15 protein-coding genes are annotated in these 18,222 nt (G+C 41.7%); 3 read left to right on the top strand and 12 right to left on the bottom strand.

The genetic code is table 11. The features are described from left to right. The 7 genes from VK159_RS06075 to VK159_RS06045 all read right to left on the bottom strand — a co-directional run bounded on the left by VK159_RS06075 (position 1) and on the right by VK159_RS06045 (position 10,891). On the bottom strand, positions 1 to 1,935 hold the full coding sequence (locus VK159_RS06075; RefSeq protein ID WP_324229242.1) for a DUF7619 domain-containing protein: 1,935 nt from the start codon (positions 1,933 to 1,935) through the stop codon (positions 1 to 3). A 155-nt stretch (positions 1,936 to 2,090) separates the two neighbouring features. Next, entirely contained in the window at positions 2,091 to 3,617 is a 1,527-nt protein-coding gene (locus VK159_RS06070; protein WP_324229241.1) for a DUF4394 domain-containing protein, read from the bottom strand. A gap of 121 nt (positions 3,618 to 3,738) precedes the next feature. After that, positions 3,739 to 6,120: a PQQ-dependent sugar dehydrogenase gene (locus VK159_RS06065; protein WP_324229240.1), complete on the bottom strand. Its 2,382-nt coding sequence runs from the start codon at positions 6,118 to 6,120 to the stop codon at positions 3,739 to 3,741. A 601-nt stretch (positions 6,121 to 6,721) separates the two neighbouring features. Beyond that, complete coding sequence (locus VK159_RS06060; RefSeq protein WP_324229239.1) at positions 6,722 to 7,273, bottom strand: hypothetical protein; 552 nt, start codon at positions 7,271 to 7,273, stop codon at positions 6,722 to 6,724. A gap of 4 nt (positions 7,274 to 7,277) precedes the next feature. Continuing rightward, the gene (locus VK159_RS06055) at positions 7,278 to 7,748 is read right to left on the bottom strand and encodes a sigma-70 family RNA polymerase sigma factor (RefSeq protein WP_324229238.1); all 471 of its coding nucleotides are present in this window, start codon (positions 7,746 to 7,748) and stop codon (positions 7,278 to 7,280) included. Positions 7,749 to 7,869: 121 nt separating this feature from the next. Then, on the bottom strand, positions 7,870 to 9,192 hold the full coding sequence (locus VK159_RS06050) for a hypothetical protein (protein ID WP_324229237.1): 1,323 nt from the start codon (positions 9,190 to 9,192) through the stop codon (positions 7,870 to 7,872). A gap of 85 nt (positions 9,193 to 9,277) precedes the next feature. Then, positions 9,278 to 10,891: an amidase gene (locus VK159_RS06045; RefSeq protein ID WP_324229236.1), complete on the bottom strand. Its 1,614-nt coding sequence runs from the start codon at positions 10,889 to 10,891 to the stop codon at positions 9,278 to 9,280. A 143-nt stretch (positions 10,892 to 11,034) separates the two neighbouring features. Between VK159_RS06045 and VK159_RS06040 the strand changes: the two genes are divergently transcribed. Beyond that, a complete protein-coding gene (locus tag VK159_RS06040; protein ID WP_324229235.1) occupies positions 11,035 to 11,490 on the top strand; it encodes a nuclear transport factor 2 family protein in 456 nt (151 codons plus the stop codon). A gap of 58 nt (positions 11,491 to 11,548) precedes the next feature. On the opposite strand, the gene VK159_RS06035 is transcribed toward VK159_RS06040, so the two are convergent. The 4 genes from VK159_RS06035 to VK159_RS06020 all read right to left on the bottom strand — a co-directional run bounded on the left by VK159_RS06035 (position 11,549) and on the right by VK159_RS06020 (position 14,882). Further along, on the bottom strand, positions 11,549 to 12,145 hold the full coding sequence (locus VK159_RS06035) for a hypothetical protein (protein WP_324229234.1): 597 nt from the start codon (positions 12,143 to 12,145) through the stop codon (positions 11,549 to 11,551). Beyond that, positions 12,142 to 12,582: a hypothetical protein gene (locus VK159_RS06030; RefSeq protein WP_324229233.1), complete on the bottom strand. Its 441-nt coding sequence runs from the start codon at positions 12,580 to 12,582 to the stop codon at positions 12,142 to 12,144. The genes VK159_RS06035 and VK159_RS06030 overlap by 4 nt, the downstream gene beginning before the upstream one ends. A gap of 164 nt (positions 12,583 to 12,746) precedes the next feature. Then, complete coding sequence (locus VK159_RS06025) at positions 12,747 to 14,210, bottom strand: DASS family sodium-coupled anion symporter (protein ID WP_324229232.1); 1,464 nt, start codon at positions 14,208 to 14,210, stop codon at positions 12,747 to 12,749. A gap of 45 nt (positions 14,211 to 14,255) precedes the next feature. Continuing rightward, complete coding sequence (locus VK159_RS06020; protein WP_324229231.1) at positions 14,256 to 14,882, bottom strand: DNA-3-methyladenine glycosylase; 627 nt, start codon at positions 14,880 to 14,882, stop codon at positions 14,256 to 14,258. 65 nt (positions 14,883 to 14,947) lie between these two features. Here VK159_RS06020 and VK159_RS06015 point away from each other — a divergent pair, with 65 nt between their 5' ends. After that, positions 14,948 to 15,709: an EI24 domain-containing protein gene (locus VK159_RS06015; protein WP_324229230.1), complete on the top strand. Its 762-nt coding sequence runs from the start codon at positions 14,948 to 14,950 to the stop codon at positions 15,707 to 15,709. Between the two features lie 39 nt (positions 15,710 to 15,748). Further along, positions 15,749 to 16,444: an SAM-dependent methyltransferase gene (locus VK159_RS06010; protein WP_324229229.1), complete on the top strand. Its 696-nt coding sequence runs from the start codon at positions 15,749 to 15,751 to the stop codon at positions 16,442 to 16,444. Positions 16,445 to 16,490: 46 nt separating this feature from the next. Here VK159_RS06010 and VK159_RS06005 read toward each other — a convergent pair whose 3' ends face one another. Continuing rightward, the gene (locus tag VK159_RS06005) at positions 16,491 to 18,125 is read right to left on the bottom strand and encodes a glycosyltransferase family 39 protein (RefSeq protein WP_324229228.1); all 1,635 of its coding nucleotides are present in this window, start codon (positions 18,123 to 18,125) and stop codon (positions 16,491 to 16,493) included. Positions 18,126 to 18,222: the final 97 nt, after the last annotated feature.

The following is an 18,222-nucleotide window of genomic DNA, read 5'->3' as shown; positions in this document are numbered from 1 at the left end:
TTACAGTCGCCAGGATGCATAAAAATAGAGATAAGATCGATTTGTTCCGCCATAATAAAAACGGGTACCCACCTGCGGACCAAGACGAACTTTCCCAAATTGCACATCAACAAACGGAAGAAACTCAGCATTCGAAAATATTTTTACCGAACTGTTTCTTTTAAGATCGTATGGAAAGTTCACCTGTCCATTAAAATTGCTGAGCAGATAAGTCCGGCTTGTATCTATCGAACCAGCAAAGTCTGCATCTACACGCACACCCGCACCAGCCGATAAGAGATCGTTGAAATTATAACGCAGATGCAAGGGCACTAAACCGACACGTGTTATTCGTGATTGCATTTGCTCCCTGAAACCACGGTAATCATAATTCTTTCCATCAATTACTATCACACCCTGCCTTTGAAATGTTTGTTGAGCAGTTGTAGTTTGATAATACTTACCAAACAATTCAAATTGAAAATATGGTTTGTATGGTGCAAGCCTTGCAATACCCACACCAACATTCACACCGTCACTCAACCCATTGGCTCCAAGATTCATTTCATAACCCGCCATTACAATGGGTGAAAGTGCAGGTTTAAATTTTCCTGTAGCAAAATTGGTAATTACGGGTTCATTCTTATCAAAATAAATAGCTGTTCTTCCTTTGAAGGGAAGGTTATCTAATTTCTTTTTTGTCTTCACATCAAACTCTACAAAGCCTTTGGTGCTGTCTTTATCATTTACTCCTTTTTGGTTGGTGCCCGGTAAATAAATTCCGTTGAAGATAAATGCTGCACTGTCTTTATTGGTGACCAACTCCCAGCAACCCGTTCTTGTGGGCACACTGTCGCAGGGTAAACAATAAGGCGACATGTCTTTGATACTGATCGTTTGCGGATCCATGGCCGATGGAAGTGTGATGGCTAATTTAATTTTTCTTGCCGGACCTTCACCATCATTCTGAAAACGGATCTTATAACTGAGCGATTTACTTTTCTTGAGTGTACGGTAGTTCAACCGCCCATGTTTCAGGTTCATTTTGTTTGGATCATGCGACGTAACAATGGGGATATTCAATTGATGCACATACACACCACCAGTATCCGGCACAAACAAACCTGTAATGATGATGGTTGCATTTGTATCCTTGATCATGCCTGGTGTTACATAAAGATTGGTGAACATAAACTGTGCATCGGTGGTTGCCTGTTTAATATCCACTGCAAATACATTGCTGTATCCTTTCAATATATTCATCAAAAAGGTTTTGCTTTCAACGCCGGTGAACTTTTTTTCTTCTTTAAAATGTGATGCCGGACTGCCGCTACTTGTAAGCAACATATTGTCGAACGGACGAACAGATGCAATTGCATTCTTATCATTGATCAGCGCCGCATCCTTATACAAACGAAAACCGGCTGTATCAAAACTGTTTTGTCCGAATTGTTTTTCATTGATAAAGAGATACACTTTACCATTTACAGCCACATCATTTTTCCAGCCGGCCATCAATACCATGGTGTCGCCGGGTTTGGCCATGCAGTTATACTTCAGTTCAAAAAAACCATTTGCTTTAAAGAAGTTTTGCTCTGATGGTGATACTGCTGCGAGATAGGATTTATTCACCTGCTTCACACCCACCTTCTTTGGTTTGCGGCCGGGTTTCTTGCCATCATCATAATTATTCACTGCATACAATACTGCTTCGTAATCTCCTTCCTTTGCATACACGTGTTCGGGATTTTCTTCGGTGCTGAAATGTCCATCACCAAAATCCCACAAGTAAGTATAGAACGGTTTAGGAGCACCGGGGATTTGCGTGAGCGTTGGCAGACTTGCTTTAAAAGAAACCTTGTTTTCTTTTTGCGTAACAAGTACAGCTGTATCTGCTTGTGCAAACAAAGCAGTACTGCAAAGCAACAGGATAATATGTGCGATAAAGAATTTCATGCAGTTGTTAAGAGTAGATAAAGACAAGCAGTTAAATGTTACCCCTAAAGTAATTTTTTTTTATCATTCCCTATTATTCATTGCATCAGGTGATCATGGAAACAAAAAAGCAGGGCTTTCGCCCTGCTCTCACTAAAAACTACTCACCATCAGCACTAAAATCCTAAACCGATTGCAAATGCCGTTATTGCACCGCCAGTGAATTCGAAGTTAGCAGGTGAAGGAGAAGCTGATCCGTTGCTTAAATTGATCTTGTGTATACGTGTTTTTCCATCTACAGTTAAAACAGCCCAGGCATTACCACTCGTTCCACCAATATCAAAACCACCAACAGCTGTTGCATTCAAACCAAGATCACCAATGGCTACAAGCGTACCATTATTCGGCGGATCCTGTTTGTATAATTTATCAACTGCAGGATCAATATCAAACAACACCGTTGTTGTTGCTCCTGCAAAATTGTTTGTATAAGCTGCCCCACCTACTGATGAACCTTCTGTTAAATTAAGATCAACAGCTGCTACTGCACCGGTAGTTGGATGCAGACGAAGATTTAAACCAAGATTACTTACCACACGAATGCGGTCAACAGTTGGGTTGAAATCAAAACCATAATCTGTTCCTGTGAGTAAGGTTGAAAACTGTGTACCAACCTGCACAGCTGCACCACTTGCTGCATTGATGCTGTAAAGACGACTACTGCTGCCCAGCGCATAAAGCTGACCGTTGGCAGGACGAAAATCCAAACCAACAATTGACTCGCCGGCTACCGTACCTGAAATTGATTTACTAACCGCAACAGGGGCGTCAGGATTAAGGATGAGTAATGTTGATCCGTTTAGCACAGCATAAGCAACAGGATGGGTTGGAATAGCAATCCCTCTAACAGTAGTTGCTCCTCCAAGCATACCTACGTTTTCTGCTTTGCCAGATGAAAGATCAATTGTAAATACAGCAGCTGTGCTGCCGCTACCGTACACTGCAAGTGCGATATTGTCTGATGCAGCAATATCAAACTCGCCTGTTCCTGACAGATCAACGCCAAGGTTACCAACGGCCACTAGTCCACCTGCATTTGGTGGGTCTTGTTTATAAAGAATATCATTGTTTACATCAATATCAAATAACACAGTTGTTGCCGCACCTGCTTTGTTTTCAGTATAAGCAGCACCTGAAATATTTCCATTGGCTGCACCGCTTATATTAAGTGCGCCGTCAACAGCTGCCACTGTTCCTGTTTCAGGATTGAGACGAAGATTCTGTCCACCCGTTGAAATTAAACGGATGCGATCTACAGTTGGATTAAAATCGAAAGCTGCTACATCACCCGCCAATGCTGGTGTAAATGCTCCAGTTCCAATGGCTCTTGCTTCTCCTGTTGCGGTATTAATTACATAAATACGGCTGCTGCTGCCCACACCATATAATTGACCGGTTGCAGGACGAAAATCAATAGCAAGCATTGTTTCTGCTGATTGCATTCCTGTAATTGACACACTTGAAATTGCATTTTCAGGTTTTGATGCATCGTATTTAGCAAGTGTATTGCTGTTGATCAAGGCAAAAAATTCGAGTTTAGGTCCTTTACCGTTTTTATTGCCATCGTTGATCTTGCTACAGCTCATGAAAAGAACAGAGCATAACATTACAATGAGGCCAACGAGTTGAGTTGTCTTCTTCATTCGTGTGAGTTTAGAACTTAGTTACGAAGACGGAGAAGCATTGGATTTCACCAATCACAATTTTTCATAAAAAAAGGCCGGCTCAGAATTGAGCCAGCCTGTATGATACATCAGGAAAGAACTATCGGTTAATGATCAACTTTTCTGTACGTAACACTGTACCACTTGCAGCAGTAATACGAAGTACATACATACCTGCAGGTAATTCACTTGTTTCCATACGTGTTGCCAGGCCATTCGCAGCCTGTTGTTTTACTCTGCGTCCCTTCACATCAAAGAGTTCAATCAGGCGACCTGCTTCTGTACTGTAGTTGTATACAACAATAAAGTTGGTAGCAGGATTCGGATAGATATCAATTGTCTTATCCTTCTTCTCTTCTTTTACCCTGTTATCAACAGGAGTTGTTTGCACAAACTGACGGAATGCTCCGCCATTAAAAGTAAACTCAAGAATACATCCGGGATTTGCAGGTGTTGTTGTAACGTTACCTGTCGGGCCGGATGTTGAACCACTTGAATCGGTAGCCACATAAATTTTTGTACCATCACTGCTTACCACCACATCACGGAAACGACCCATGCCACGGAAATAATTAATGGTGTCTGAAATGATCTGCAAACCATCATTACTTAACTGGTAACGGGTAATGGTGCCCGCTTTCAACATCGCTACTAATACTGAATTCTGCCAGCCGGGAATTGCCGTGCTGCCATAAAACTCAGTACCCGATGGAGCCATAGAAGGCCACAGCATATTATCGCCACCTGATGGAGGATTCACTGCCGGATAAATTGAACGTAATGGTTCTTTAGCATTTAAGGTTGCGCAATTCACCTGTTCACTCACTACGTTAAAGCCTCCAATATTGCGGCCATTGTAGTTACCATCGCAATAACCTGCCACTTGCGGCCAGCCAAAATTTCTTCCGCTTTCAATCACATTCACTTCATCATCACTATATGGACCATGCTCAGTGCTGTATAAAATATTTACACCATTTACATTGCCCCATACCAAACCTTGCGGATTGCGATGACCGAGTGAATAAACAGCAGTTGGCTGACCACCGCTTGTGAATGGATTATCAGCAGGTATCCAGGAACCGCTTATTAATTCTGTATTCAAACGAAGAATCTTCCCTTCAAGGATTGAAAGATTTTGTGAATTGTTTGCACGACTGATGTTATCGTATTGACCTGCTCCCATATCGCCCACACTGAAATACAATTTCTCATCGGGACCAATGGCCAATCGTGCTGAATTATGATCATTACTGCCGGGAATATTTTCAAGAATTGTAACCGGCTCAATTAACGTTTGCGTAAACGCATCATAAGTATAACGTTCAATCCGCATTCTGCGAACAGTAGCACTGAGCGATTGATAAGTATAAGCAATATATACAAATGGTTTTCCTGAGTTGAATGCAGGATGCAATGCAAGACCCATCAAACCATCCTGTCCGCCAACACGCACCATCTTGCTGCCCAATGTCAATACGATACGTTTTGTTCCCGATGCCGGATTAACAAAACTAACGGTACCGGCAAAACGTTCAGTGTACCAGATATTATTATCAGGACCATACACCAGATCATGCGGCATACGCTGGCGGTCAATTACTGTACGAACACTAAACGATTCAGATGCTGCAACAGATGAAATTGTTGTTACAGGAAACACAGCACTTGTTGATTCATTACCGGCTGCATCTTTTGCACGAACCGTCATATTATACATTGTATTTGCTGCAAGACCTGTTACACTGTAAGATGTGTATGTAAGTGTACTGCTGTTGATCTTAACGCCATTGCGGTAAATATCATAACCAGTAACGCCAATGTTATCGGTTGAAGCATTCCATTTCAAAACAAAAGAAGATGTTGTAATAAAATCGGCCGAAAGATTAGCAGGTGCAGAAGGCGCTTCGGTATCCGTTACCAACTGAGTTGAAAGGCTGCTACCAGGAATGATTTCACTGGGAGCAGATGTGCTTTGGCCCGGTTTAGCCCAACCAACAGAAAGATTGTCGCTTCCGGTTGTTTCTTTCATCAGTGCTTCAACATAATATTTTGTACCTGCCACTAAAGAAACAGCAACTGATTTTTGTGTTGCTGATGCATTCCACTGGCGGTATTTTGTTGCCTTGGAAGTGTAAGCGATCCTTACTTTATTAGCTGAGCTCGATGTGGTGCTTAGCCAAAGTTCACCTGCGTTATCAGCAGCGATCCAGAAATAATAAGTGCCTGTGGTTGGCACACAGAGATAGCCGTTCATCCTGATACCAAGGTTGCTGCCAATGTTGGTTGGCATTTCAAATGATGTTCGTGTCCCCGTTACCGACGGGTTATTGGGATAGTTGGCATTGGAAGTAAGATTGCTGATGTTGCCGCCCGTTATGTTATTCCATTGCTGGTAATTGATGCTGCCCATGCCTGTGCATTGGGCACTCAGTTGATGGAAAAGCACGAGGGAAAGGAATGAAAGTAGAATTGATTTCATGTAAGTGGTTTTTGGGAGTTCTGGTTTACAGCTCAATATTAAATTTATTTCTCTATATCAACATCAATTTGATTAAAACAGGATATACACATACCTGTGCATATCCATGTTGCCTATGCAACTTCTACGCAACTGTCGTTATTGTTGCATGAAATTGTAGTACAAACAACAGTGGCTCCTGTCGTTCTTTTCAACACGTGTACTTTCTTTAAATAACCACTAAGTACAGCCACTTAGCAGCAGTGCATGCTGCTGTTTGTTTTTGAAAATGCAATGACAAATTAGTTGTGCTGTGCGTTTGGCGGATGTAGTTTTACATCAAGAAAGCAGAAAACAATATCCAATTGAAAGACTGAAAAAATCCAATCCAAACCCAAGAACCAAAATCCAAATCCTAACCTTGCTGTAAAGCAGTATTGAAAACCAAGTATCCAAAAGACGCCCGTTTTGAATTACGGCTCTATGAAAACCGAATGACTTCTGTACCCTGCGAAAAAGGATAATACGGACAAGAAAACCCAAAGCATTGAAGTCATTTAGAAAGCCCCCGAGAGATCGGGGGCTTTCTTCTTTAACGATAGTAAGTATTGAATGTATCAACTTAGTTCGGTTCAGCAAAGTCTTTCACCTGCAATTCCAGTTTCAATATCCAGTTGCGCCACACTTTATAAGAGATATGTGTAAGCTGCACCAGTACAAGTATCATCCCCAGCAGAATAAAACTTTTCTCTTTGGTGAACGTAATCACCGACAGAAAAAAAGTAAGCATACAAACACTGTAGAAAAACGAAACAACCAGTGACAGCATTGATAACCGCTTCACTTTCTGCAACAAGTGTTGTACAGATGATCGCAGGTTTTCTTTCATCACCGGTTTTGCTAAGGTGATATAGCCAATCACATCATTCAAAATATACAAGAGTGCGCCGGTAAACAGCAGCAAGTTAGCATACAATGGTTTTTTATCGCCATCAAACCAATCGTAGTACACAAACAAGAAAAACGAAAGCACAACGGTTTCAATGATCATTTTGATGCGTATCCTTTTCAGCGTGGGATGTTGATTGATGTTCGTCATACGTTCCAGATCAGCTTCTGTTCTGTAATTACCGCCGGCATTTTGCCAGCCCGATTTTAATTCATTCAGTTCCATAAATTTAGTTTAATCGTTCTTTTAATTTTGTTTTGATACGGTTTAATCGTACTCCTACATTGCCTTCCGTTAATCCGGTAATGGCAGCAATTTCCTGGTAGCTGAAATCTTCGAGGTAAAGTGAGATCACCGCTTTCTCTGCATCAGTTAAAATACGCAGGGCACAAAACAACCGCTCTTCGTTTTCTGAACTGTTAAGCTCAGTTGTATACTGCACCTGATCAGGAAGTTCTTTGGGATAACTGATATCAACCTTTGGTTTGCGATAGGCTGCAATAGCAGTATTCAATGCAATGCGATACATCCATGTACTCAATTTCGATTCGCCTTTAAAGCTTGGGTAAGCTTTCCAGAGTTGGTACACGATCTCCTGGAACAGGTCTTCCTGATCTTCACGACTATCACGATACAAGTTGCAAACCTTGTAAATGATGTTTTGATTGTTCTGTATGTCTAGTAGAAAAGCCTGTTCCATGCTGTTATTGTTCCTCCTCACCTGATTGCTAGCCAGTATAAGTTAGACCTTATAAACCATAGGTTGCGAAATGGAAACAAAAACTTACATAAGCCGAAAACATTTCTTAAGAATGCAGGCATTAGTTCTTTGTAAGGTTCACTTTAAAGATCTGGCTGCTGGCCGCACTTTGTGTACCGTTATTGAACCAGAATATATTTGCTGCGGTACTGCTGATTCCGCCATAAATATAGCCAATGACAGTTGGGGTGGTTGTTAACTCATCTAATTTCAATACGCCATTCTTATATCTCGGCAATGATTCAACAGGTATAAATTCGGAGCCGGCCCCCAGCAATGCGGGCATCTCTGCCGGTAATTTTGTTTCCGTCATTATTCCGTTTGCATTTCTTGTAACACTTGCAATGGTTTTCACGAACGGAACATTATCATCCCGAATGCGGATGCCGGCACTGTCGTAGTATTGAGCGATGCCGCCAAAAAACAAGTTGTGCATTTCATTCTTCGATGCAGAGTATAACGGAATATTGGCGCAATGATAATGATTGTAGTACTGCTGAAAGTTGTTGTTGACAAAATACCCTTTGCTGTTGATCGTTACAGCATTTAAAAAGGGCATGTCTTCCTGTTGTTGAAAAACGCCGGAGAACGCAGTTAATCCTTCTTCACCAGTTGGTAATATTTGTGGAAGTACATTGTAATCTCTCCGGTGTAAATTTTCTGCATCTGTAAAGCCGGGCAAATGCTTAATGCGGATAGCTGCTCCGTTATCTGCAATGCTGAATTTTCTTATTTGATTGGTATACTCCTGTAAAAAGCCCGGACCGTGATCGGGACCCATTGGATTATAGCGGCCAATAAATTTTTGTCCGCCAACTAAATAATAAATGTCATTTATTTGATCTAACCTTCCACCGGTAACCTGAAACTGTGGATCGCTGATTTGCCGGATATAAGAAGAAAAATCTTTCTTATTAATAATCGCTTCAATAACTCTTGACACATCAATGGCCGTTAAAAAAGGAAATGTAGTATGTGTTCCTTCGGTTGCACTATAGCCGTATCCACCAAGCAAGTAGAGATACCGGCCGTTTTGATGAAACTGCATATTTGTTGACTGCAATTGCTCCTGTATCGAAACCGGCAACATCGAAACCGATGCAGTCCATTTTTGTAAACCCATGGGATCGATCACAATCAGTTGATTGTTGAAACCCTCTTTATTAAAACTGGCAAAGGGTTGTCTTCTGTGCAATCCATCTAACCGTCCACCTGCAATTAACCACTTGCCTTTGTGCTGTCCAACTGCGAATGATTGTAGTCCGCCAAGCCCATCAATGCTAACAGGTTCAAGTGAAATGCTAAACGGTACAGTTTGTGAAAAAAGATGACTTGAAATGAGTAACGAAAAAAAGAGAATGAAGGATCTGTATACCCGGCCCATAGTTGCAATATTACAGCAACGAATATAGACCGGCTATCTGCCATACATGGTAACAAATGTTACAAAGCACCTCTATTATTAACGGTTATAAAAACGCTTTCTTAAACTCCGGCTTTTGCCTGTGCTTGCCCGCCTGTTCAAATGCATAGGCAAGAGCGATCAATTCGCCTTCTTTATACGCCGTGCTGAAAAACGAAAGACCAACCGGCAATGCATACACCATACCGCATGGTACGCTGATGTGTGGATAACCACTCATGGCTGCAGGCGATGTAAGAAACACATCACCCCAACGATCACCGTAAATGGTGTCAATGCTGCAGGCAGGCCCCATCGTTAAACCAAACAACGCATCGAGTTTATTTTCCTGTAACACAGCATCAATGATCTTCTTTGAACCAACATGACTTTTCTCAAACGCTTCTTTGTATTCTTTGCTGTCGAGCCCGGCCATTGCTTCACTCATCACCATTGTTTCCTGTTTAAACGTAGGCATTACCTTGTCTTCATTTGTTTTGTTGAAAGCAATTACATCGGCAATGGTTTTTACATTGGCATTTGCTGTTGACAAATATTTATTGAGTCCATCTTTAAATTCAAACTTCATCAACTCATACTCAGCCCCACCCAATGCATTCAGTTTATCTAAGTACTCCAGTTCAATTATTTCTGCACCTTGTTGTTTCATGAGTGCAATGGCATTCTCCTGCAGCCGATTCAAAAACTGGTTTTCATATTTCTTTTTCTCAACACCAAGGCGTTTCCCTTTCAATGCATTTGCATCAAGGTATTTTGTATAATCAGTTACTGCTTTTCCTTCGCTTTCTTTGGTGATGCCATCATTCGCATCAACACCTGTCATGGCACCTAATAAAATTGCCGCATCTTTCACCGTACGTGCAAGTGGACCGGCCGTATCCTGGGTTGCAGAAATCGGAATGATACCACTGCGGCTCAGCAAACCAACTGTTGGTTTAATACCCACCGTTCCGTTTACCGATGCCGGACATGTAACCGATCCATCCGTTTCCGTACCCACTGCCACCGCACATAAATTAGCAGCAACCGCCACACCCGAACCCGAACTTGAACCACATGGATTATGATCGAGGATGTATGGATTTTTTGTTTGTCCGCCACGACTGCTCCAACCCGAACAGGATTTGGTTGATCTGAAATTTGCCCACTCCGATAAATTTGTTTTGCCCAGCAACACCGCACCTGCATCACGTAACTTCGTAACAATAAATGCATCCTTTGTTGCCACATGTCCGGCCAGTGCAAGCGAACCCGCTGTTGTCATCATTTTATCGGCTGTATCAATATTGTCTTTGATCAATACCGGAATACCATGCAACGGTCCACGCAGTTTGCCGGCCTTGCGTTCTGCATCCATTTGTTTGGCGATCGACACTGCATCGGGGTTCAGTTCAATCACCGAGTTGAGCGTTGGTCCGCTTTTATCAATGGCAGCAATACGTTGCAGGTATAAGTTGGTGAGTTGTTCACTTGAGTAGGTACCCGCCACCATTTTTTGTTGCAGTTCATCGATTGTGAGTTCGTTTAATTCAAACACATCATCAGCTGCTGCTGGTTCGGTGGTTGTTTTCGTTTCGTTTGTATTGGTAGTACAGGCGGTAGCAACCAATGTGGTAGCACCGGCCAATGTACTGTTGCGGAGAAAATCTCTACGTTTCATATGCAGTAGTTAAATGGTATGCTAAATATACGGGAAGAACGCACTGCTGTTTCAACAATAAAACCACATCATTATCACATCACCTGTATTGTTTCAATTTTTATTTTTGTCTGCCATATCATTCTTCAACAAACAACACAAAAATGAACAAACCTTTTCATCTGCTGTTCGTATTATTAATTAGCCTTAGCTTTTCAGCAACTGCCCAAACAAAAGAAGACAGCGCTGCCATCACTCGTGCAGCATTGGATTATATTGAATCACAACACAAACCCAACGCTGCCCAAATGGAACGTGCCCTGCACCAACGGTTGGTAAAACGCACCTTCTGGAACGACAAAGCAACAGGCAAAGATTTTCTCTACGAGTATTTTGCAGAAAACATGATCATTCTTGCCGAGCGCTACAATGCCAAAGGCGATAAGTTTCCGGCTAATCCCAAAAAAGAAGTGAAGCTGCTCGATGTCAGCGACCGTACTGCTTCCATCAAACTTATTGCTGATGACTGGATCGATTACATGCATCTCACCAAACTAAACGGCACCTGGAAAATTGTAAATGTGCTGTGGCAATTCAACGATCAGGCAAAGCATCAATAAATGTGCATGCTCTGCAAGCCGATTAAACAGGCTTAATGAAAGCAAAAGCAGTTACCTGCTATTCCGGTAATTGATCAAGCGTTACACTTAAAATTGTTTCAATAACAACAGCGGGTTGTGTTACATGCATAGCATGTCCGCTGCTGTCGAGTATGATTCGTTTACTGTTGGCTGATAATTTTACCAGTGCAGATTGATTACGTTCCCAATAATCCACAAACTTCTGTTGAAGTGTTTCGTTCCAGCCTGGAGGACCTTCGTTTACACTTCGTATAAAACTTCTGCTTGAAATGATACGCACCGGCAAGCTGTCGAGCATGCCATCGTTCACCACGATATCATTTTTCATAACAGAATGTTCCACCTCCGGAAAAACACCATTCACCAATGTGGCTGGTAACATGTCAGCGATCACCTGTTCAATTGAATCTGTATTCAATCCATTTACTTTAAACGGAGCAGGCTGCGGAGGAGGTGCGGTTAAACGCATTACACCAAAGTTGGCCATGAATGTGGCCATTTTCATTTGCGAAGAAGAACCGCCCATTACATTTTTTAACGCTTGCGGCATATCGTTAAACGAAGAGGGCAATGGTGCATCCATCAACACCAACGCTTTTACCATGGAGCGATATTTCTTTGCAAACTGGATCATATGCAAACCTCCCTGCGAATGACCAACCAATACAACGGGCCCTTTGACCCCAATTTTTGAAGTGCAGCGTACAACTCATCGGCTATACGTACACCGTTACGCTCAGCTGGTCCTTGTTCGCTCCAGTTAATACCTGCACGGTCGTAACTGATAAGCGTTGCATGTTTCCCCAATTCTTCTTCCAGCATCAGAAAACCATACGAACCCTGTTCGCCACTGCCTGCATCAAACACAATTGTTTCGTTACCGCTGCCGCTGATACGGAAATGAAGTTTGTGTGTACCAATATCAACCAGCTGCCCGGGAGGGGGAAATTTTTTCTTTACATTTTTCCGGGAAATACTTTCGTAGGTATAACCGGCAATCAATAATGCCATAATCAAAATCAGCAATCCGAGGAAGATCCGTTTCATCCATTTAAACAGTCGTTGTTTCATATGCGATGGTTGAAGTGAATAAAGAAACGTTGCTGATAAACATACTGTTTCCTTCTCTTTTCTGCAACCTTTTTTGCGGCAAAATTTTCAACGTTTTTGACGAATTGGTGCAAGTCACTCTCGGGCTACCTGACCAGCAGATATGCAGTGCGCATCAACATTTTCTATTTTATTATTACTGACATCACTAGCGGCAACACATACCAACAGAACAACGTAATGAGAATAATGCTCACAATGTTCATCACCAATCCTACTTTCATCATGTCTTTTAATTTGATATGACCACTGCTGAACACAATCGCATTCGGCGGTGTGCCCATCGGCATCATGGAGGCAGCGCTTGCAGCAAGCGTCATGGGAATACCCAGCAGGAGCGGATCAAGTTGCAAAGCATCGGCTAAGGAAGCGAGCACCGGTGCTAATACAATTACCTGCGCAACATTGCTCATTACTTCACTTAAGAAAATACAGATTACAACAATGAGTAACACGAGTAACAATCCGTGCATATTACTGAAACCGGCCAGCCATTTGCCCACCTGTGCCATTACACCCACCTGCTCTAATGAATTAGCCAATGCAATACCACCGCCAAACAATAACAAAATACCCCAGGCCATTTTTGAGGTATCGGTCCACGTTAGTAACATGGATATTTTATCATCGGCCTTTTTACCTGCAGGTGTGGCAAATAAAAACAATGCACCAATGAGTGCAATCATACTGTCATTTAACTTGAACCATCCCAATTGATTCAACAGATCTTTTGTGATCCATAACAACGCAGTGCCGATAAAAATAGCGAGCACTCTTTTTTCAGCCACCGACATCTTCCCCAATGCTTTGATCTCATCGCTGATGTATTGATTGGCTTGTGTACTGTTGCTGATGCGGCTGGGGAACATCCATTTCACCAATACAACATACAACGCAATGAGCAACAGAATAGCAATAGGTGTACATACCATCAACCAATCAATAAACTGAATATCGTAATTGTATTTCTTTTCAATGAATGCAACAAAGGCAACATTTGGCGGCGTACCGATGATAGTTGATATACCGCCGATATTACTGGCGTATGCTACCACCAGCATCAATGCCAATGAAAAATTCGGAAGACTGGTACCTTCCTGTTGATGATCTTTCATTACAGCAATTACACTTAATGCAATTGGAAACATCATCATGGTTGTAGCCGTATTGCTCAGCCACATACTTAAGAATGCAGTGGCAATAATAAACCCGAGGATGATGCGGTTGCCGCTGGTACCCGTTTTTTGTACAATACGCAAGGCAATACGTTTATGCAGATTCCATTTTTCAATGGCGAGACCGATCATAAATCCACCCATAAATAAAAAGATCACAGGATTGCTGTAAGCTTTTGCAATTTCCTCCATGCTGCTGATGTTCAGCAAAGGCAACAACACCAAAGGAATGAGTGCGACAGCAGGCATAGGTAATGCTTCGCTGATCCACCAGGTGATCATGAGAACGGCAACAGCTACTGCTTTGTTGGCGGTTGCATCTAACCCGAATGGATTGAAGAGATACGCAGCAAGCGATAGAACAATGCCGGATAAAAGAGAAATCCGGTATTGATTTTTTTTGACGAACTCCATGAGATAAATATAGTTTTTTAGTTCTGAGTTCAGAAGTTCTGACAATTAGAATAATGAGATGGCAGTTTTATTAAATGCATGTTTACTTACCTGTGGATGTCCTCCAATAAAAAAACGGTAGAGCCACAGAGCATGGTCACCTGCGTAATCAACGCCGATGCGGGGAGAGGTAAGAACATTAAAAGAGGTCGATACAACATCTTCCGCCAGCCAGATATGTCTGCTTTGCAATTGTAATCCTGTGTGTTTTGTTGAGATGCCTAATGCTTTGCTTACATTGCCGGGGCCACGACCAATACTGCTGTCTGCTTTTTCTTTATTAAAACGCCGCAGCATTACATTAATCCCTTCAACCGGCTCAATACCACGAATGAGCACCGCATCTGGTTTATCTTTTACATTACACACCACATTGAATAAATGATGAATACCATAACAGAGATACACATACGAAACACCTGCCGGGCCAAACATCACTTCTGTTCTTGCGGTTCGTCGGTTGTTGTAAGCATGCGATGCTTTATCAATAATCCCTGCATAAGCTTCTGTTTCAACAATGCGCCCAACAGTAGTTTGCTGATCAAATTTGGTGATGATATATTTCCCTAACAGATCCTTTGCGATCTGTACAACATCATCACGCTCATAAAAATCTGTGCTGAGCTTTTGCATTTTGTTGTATTTTGCCACATTGCCTGTAAAGCACACCGGAATTTATTCAATTAAAAACAGATCGTTTGCTAAAGGAACTTGTTATATCGGTACAGGCTTATTTCAGGGCGCATCAATTTATTGTTCGCCACAAGTTATGGAAATGGATCCTCATTCCGGGCTTCGTTTATATGCTTTTGTTCATGGGCGGGATGTGGTTGTTCTGGAACTCGAGCAGCGATTTTCTTGATTGGTTGTTCAACGTAGTTGGCATTAAAAGTTGGCTCGATTCAATGAATAACAGCTTCATCAACTTCCTGTTTATTACAGCAAGTATTATGGTGCGTTTGATCCTGCTGTTCTTCTATTTCTCTTTATTCAAATTTGTGTTCCTTGTTGTGGGTTCGCCGGTTTTTGCATACCTGAGCGAAAAAACAGAAAATATTATTGAGGGAAATGATTACCCCTTCAGTATGAAACAACTGTTGAGTGATATCTGGCGGGCCATTCGTTTAGCTTTAAGGAATACTTTGTGGCAAACTGTTTATATCATCAGCATTCTGTTACTTTCATTGATTCCTGTGGTGGGCTGGATCAGTCCGTTGATCGCTTTCCTGGTTGAATGTTATTACTATGGTTTTTCTATGCTCGATTACAGCACTGAACGCCATAAACTTTCTCCGTCGCAAAGTATTGCGTTTATCAGCAACCGGAAAGGATTAGCCATTGGTAACGGCATGGTGTTTTTCCTGATGCACCTTGTACCATTTTTAGGTTGGGTTTTGGCACCTGCTTATGCGGTGATTGCTGCTACGTTGAGTTTATATCACCCCGATGATAATCCGTAAGGCTTACATTTGCTGTTTACTGATTAAAACTCTATTCAATTGTCTGTTGTTTATTTAATTCCTGCGCCTTTAGAAGATGAAAGTCTGCAAGCTATTCCTGCTTATGTGTTGGATGCAGTAAAGCAATGCAATGTATTTTTTGTAGAGAATGACCGCACAGCAAGGCGTTACCTGAAAAAACTGGACAAGGCCATTGTGATCGATGATTATGAATGGTTCATTATTCATAAAGCAGAAGCACAGGTGAAGAACCAGTTTATGCAAAAGCTGAAAGCAGGCAAAACAATTGGCATCATCAGTGAAGCGGGTTGTCCGGGTATTGCAGATCCCGGGCAGGTGTTGGTTGAAGCTGCACATCAGGTTGGTGCAATAGTAAAACCATTAGTTGGACCAAGCTCCATTTTATTGGCATTGATGGCAAGTGGTATGAATGGACAACAGTTCTCCTTTGTTGGTTACTTGCCCATTGAAGAACCACAGCGTAAACGGAAATTAAATCAACTGGAAGAATTATCTGCGAAATTCCAAAGCACGCAGGTATTTATTGAAACACCTTACCGCAATAATCAATTACTGGAAACCATTTTGAAAAGCTGCAAACCGCAAACACGCATCTGCATTGCAGCAAATCTTACTGCGGCAAATGAATTCATTCAAACAAAAACGGTAGCTGAGTGGAAAAAACAAATACCGGAGCTGCATAGGCAACCGGTGATCTTTTGTTTGATGGGATAAATTATAAAGGCAAAACTGAAAGGTCAAAAGCAATAAGTTAAAAACATTACTTGCGCATATAAAACACAAACCCATTCTTTCTGCCGATGACATCAAGCTTATCAGCGTGTTTCGTCATCACTTCTTTTTCAAATGTATTCTTGCTGATGAAGTAAGTCGGCTTATCTACATTGCCGGTCAATAACCAGTTCTCATCTTTTGCTTCTTTCCGCAGATCAGGTTTAATGCGTGTGTAGAAATACTGGGCATAGCTTTTATAACCAAGTGTTTTGATGTACACATCTTTCCCCTGCAACGATTCGTAAAATTCAATGGCAGCATGTTGTGAATATTGTTCAATGCGTGGTGTAAATAAGGTCAGTAATACCTGCATCGCACCAATACAGGCAATGAGCAGTAGAAAAATAGCTTTTTGAAATTTCTTTTGTTGTAGCCAAACAGTACTTACAATTACAGCTGCAAGAAACAACACACCCGGGATCATTAAGAAGTAATTCCAGTCTACATCAGCTTCCACATTACCCATGGCAAAAGCATCTTTGGTAAGTAATGGTTTTATCCAGTCGATATTATTCCCGATCAACGGTAATGCTATAAAAAGAATACTCCAGATGATGCCCAGGAATAATATTCCAAACTTTTGCCAGCCCTTCAATTGTGCTGTACGGTTGACTAAACCATACACAGTTGAAGCAGCTAAATAGCCAATGGGCAAATATGTAAATGATGAATAGTGAACGATCTTTGTTTTTACAATGGTAAACAGCACCAAGATCACGATCAATGAAGCGATCATGAACATCCGGAAATACTGTTGATGTTTGTTCTCATGAATTTGATTCTTATAACGGAAGATCAACAGTGAAGCAGGGAAACAACCGATCAGTACCACCACAAAATGATACAACAGAAATCCACCGTGCCCTGCATCCTTTGTTTTGAACAAACGAATCTGGTACGTGATAAATTCATTTACGAACCACCAGCCATGCTGAGCGATCTCTAAACCAAACCAAATCATCGTCACCAGTAAAACGATCAGTCCCCAAATAAGATAGTGTTTGATCGATACCCATCCTTTCCATCGATTGAAGAGAAGGAACAAACCATAACTCAACAATACCACAAGCATGGCAACAGGACCTTTCGTTAAAATAGCAATACCCGTAAACAAGCCGGATAAGATCAACTGAGACATAAATTTTTGCCGTTCTTCCTTCGCAGAAAGAAAACGACTAAGAAAATAAATGCCGAGAAAAATAAACAGGTTAAACCACGGATCAATGATGCCGCTCTTGAAATATAAGTGCGGCAAAAATGTACCTGCATAGATCAACACCCACCAAAAAGCAAACCTTTCGTTATGTATGCGTTTGCCAATTCCAAAAAGAATCAAGAGTGTTGCTACACCACAAAGCGCATTGGGTAGCCGTGCAGCAAATTCATTCACACCAAAAACTTTCATGGCTGCAACCTGCATCCAAAAGAACAAAGGAGGTTTTTCCCAGAAAGGTTCATAATTGATCTGCACCTGCATGTAGTTGCCAGTCTCGATCATTTCTCTTGCACTCTCTGCAAAGTTGATCTCGTCCCAGTCAAATAACGGAACACGGCCAAGCGAATGGAAAAATAATAACGCAGCAACCACTGCAATAAGTAAATACGATGCAATACGGTTCATGATGGTTACGAAGATAAATGAAACTGAACGTTCAAATTATAATGCATAAAAAAACGGGAGCTTTTAGCTCCCGTTCAAAATGTGTAAAGTTTATTTC

It is taken from the genome of Lacibacter sp. (assembly GCF_035299325.1).
Lineage (GTDB): Bacteria > Bacteroidota > Bacteroidia > Chitinophagales > Chitinophagaceae > Lacibacter.
This window is presented reverse-complemented; position numbering and strand designations above follow the sequence as displayed.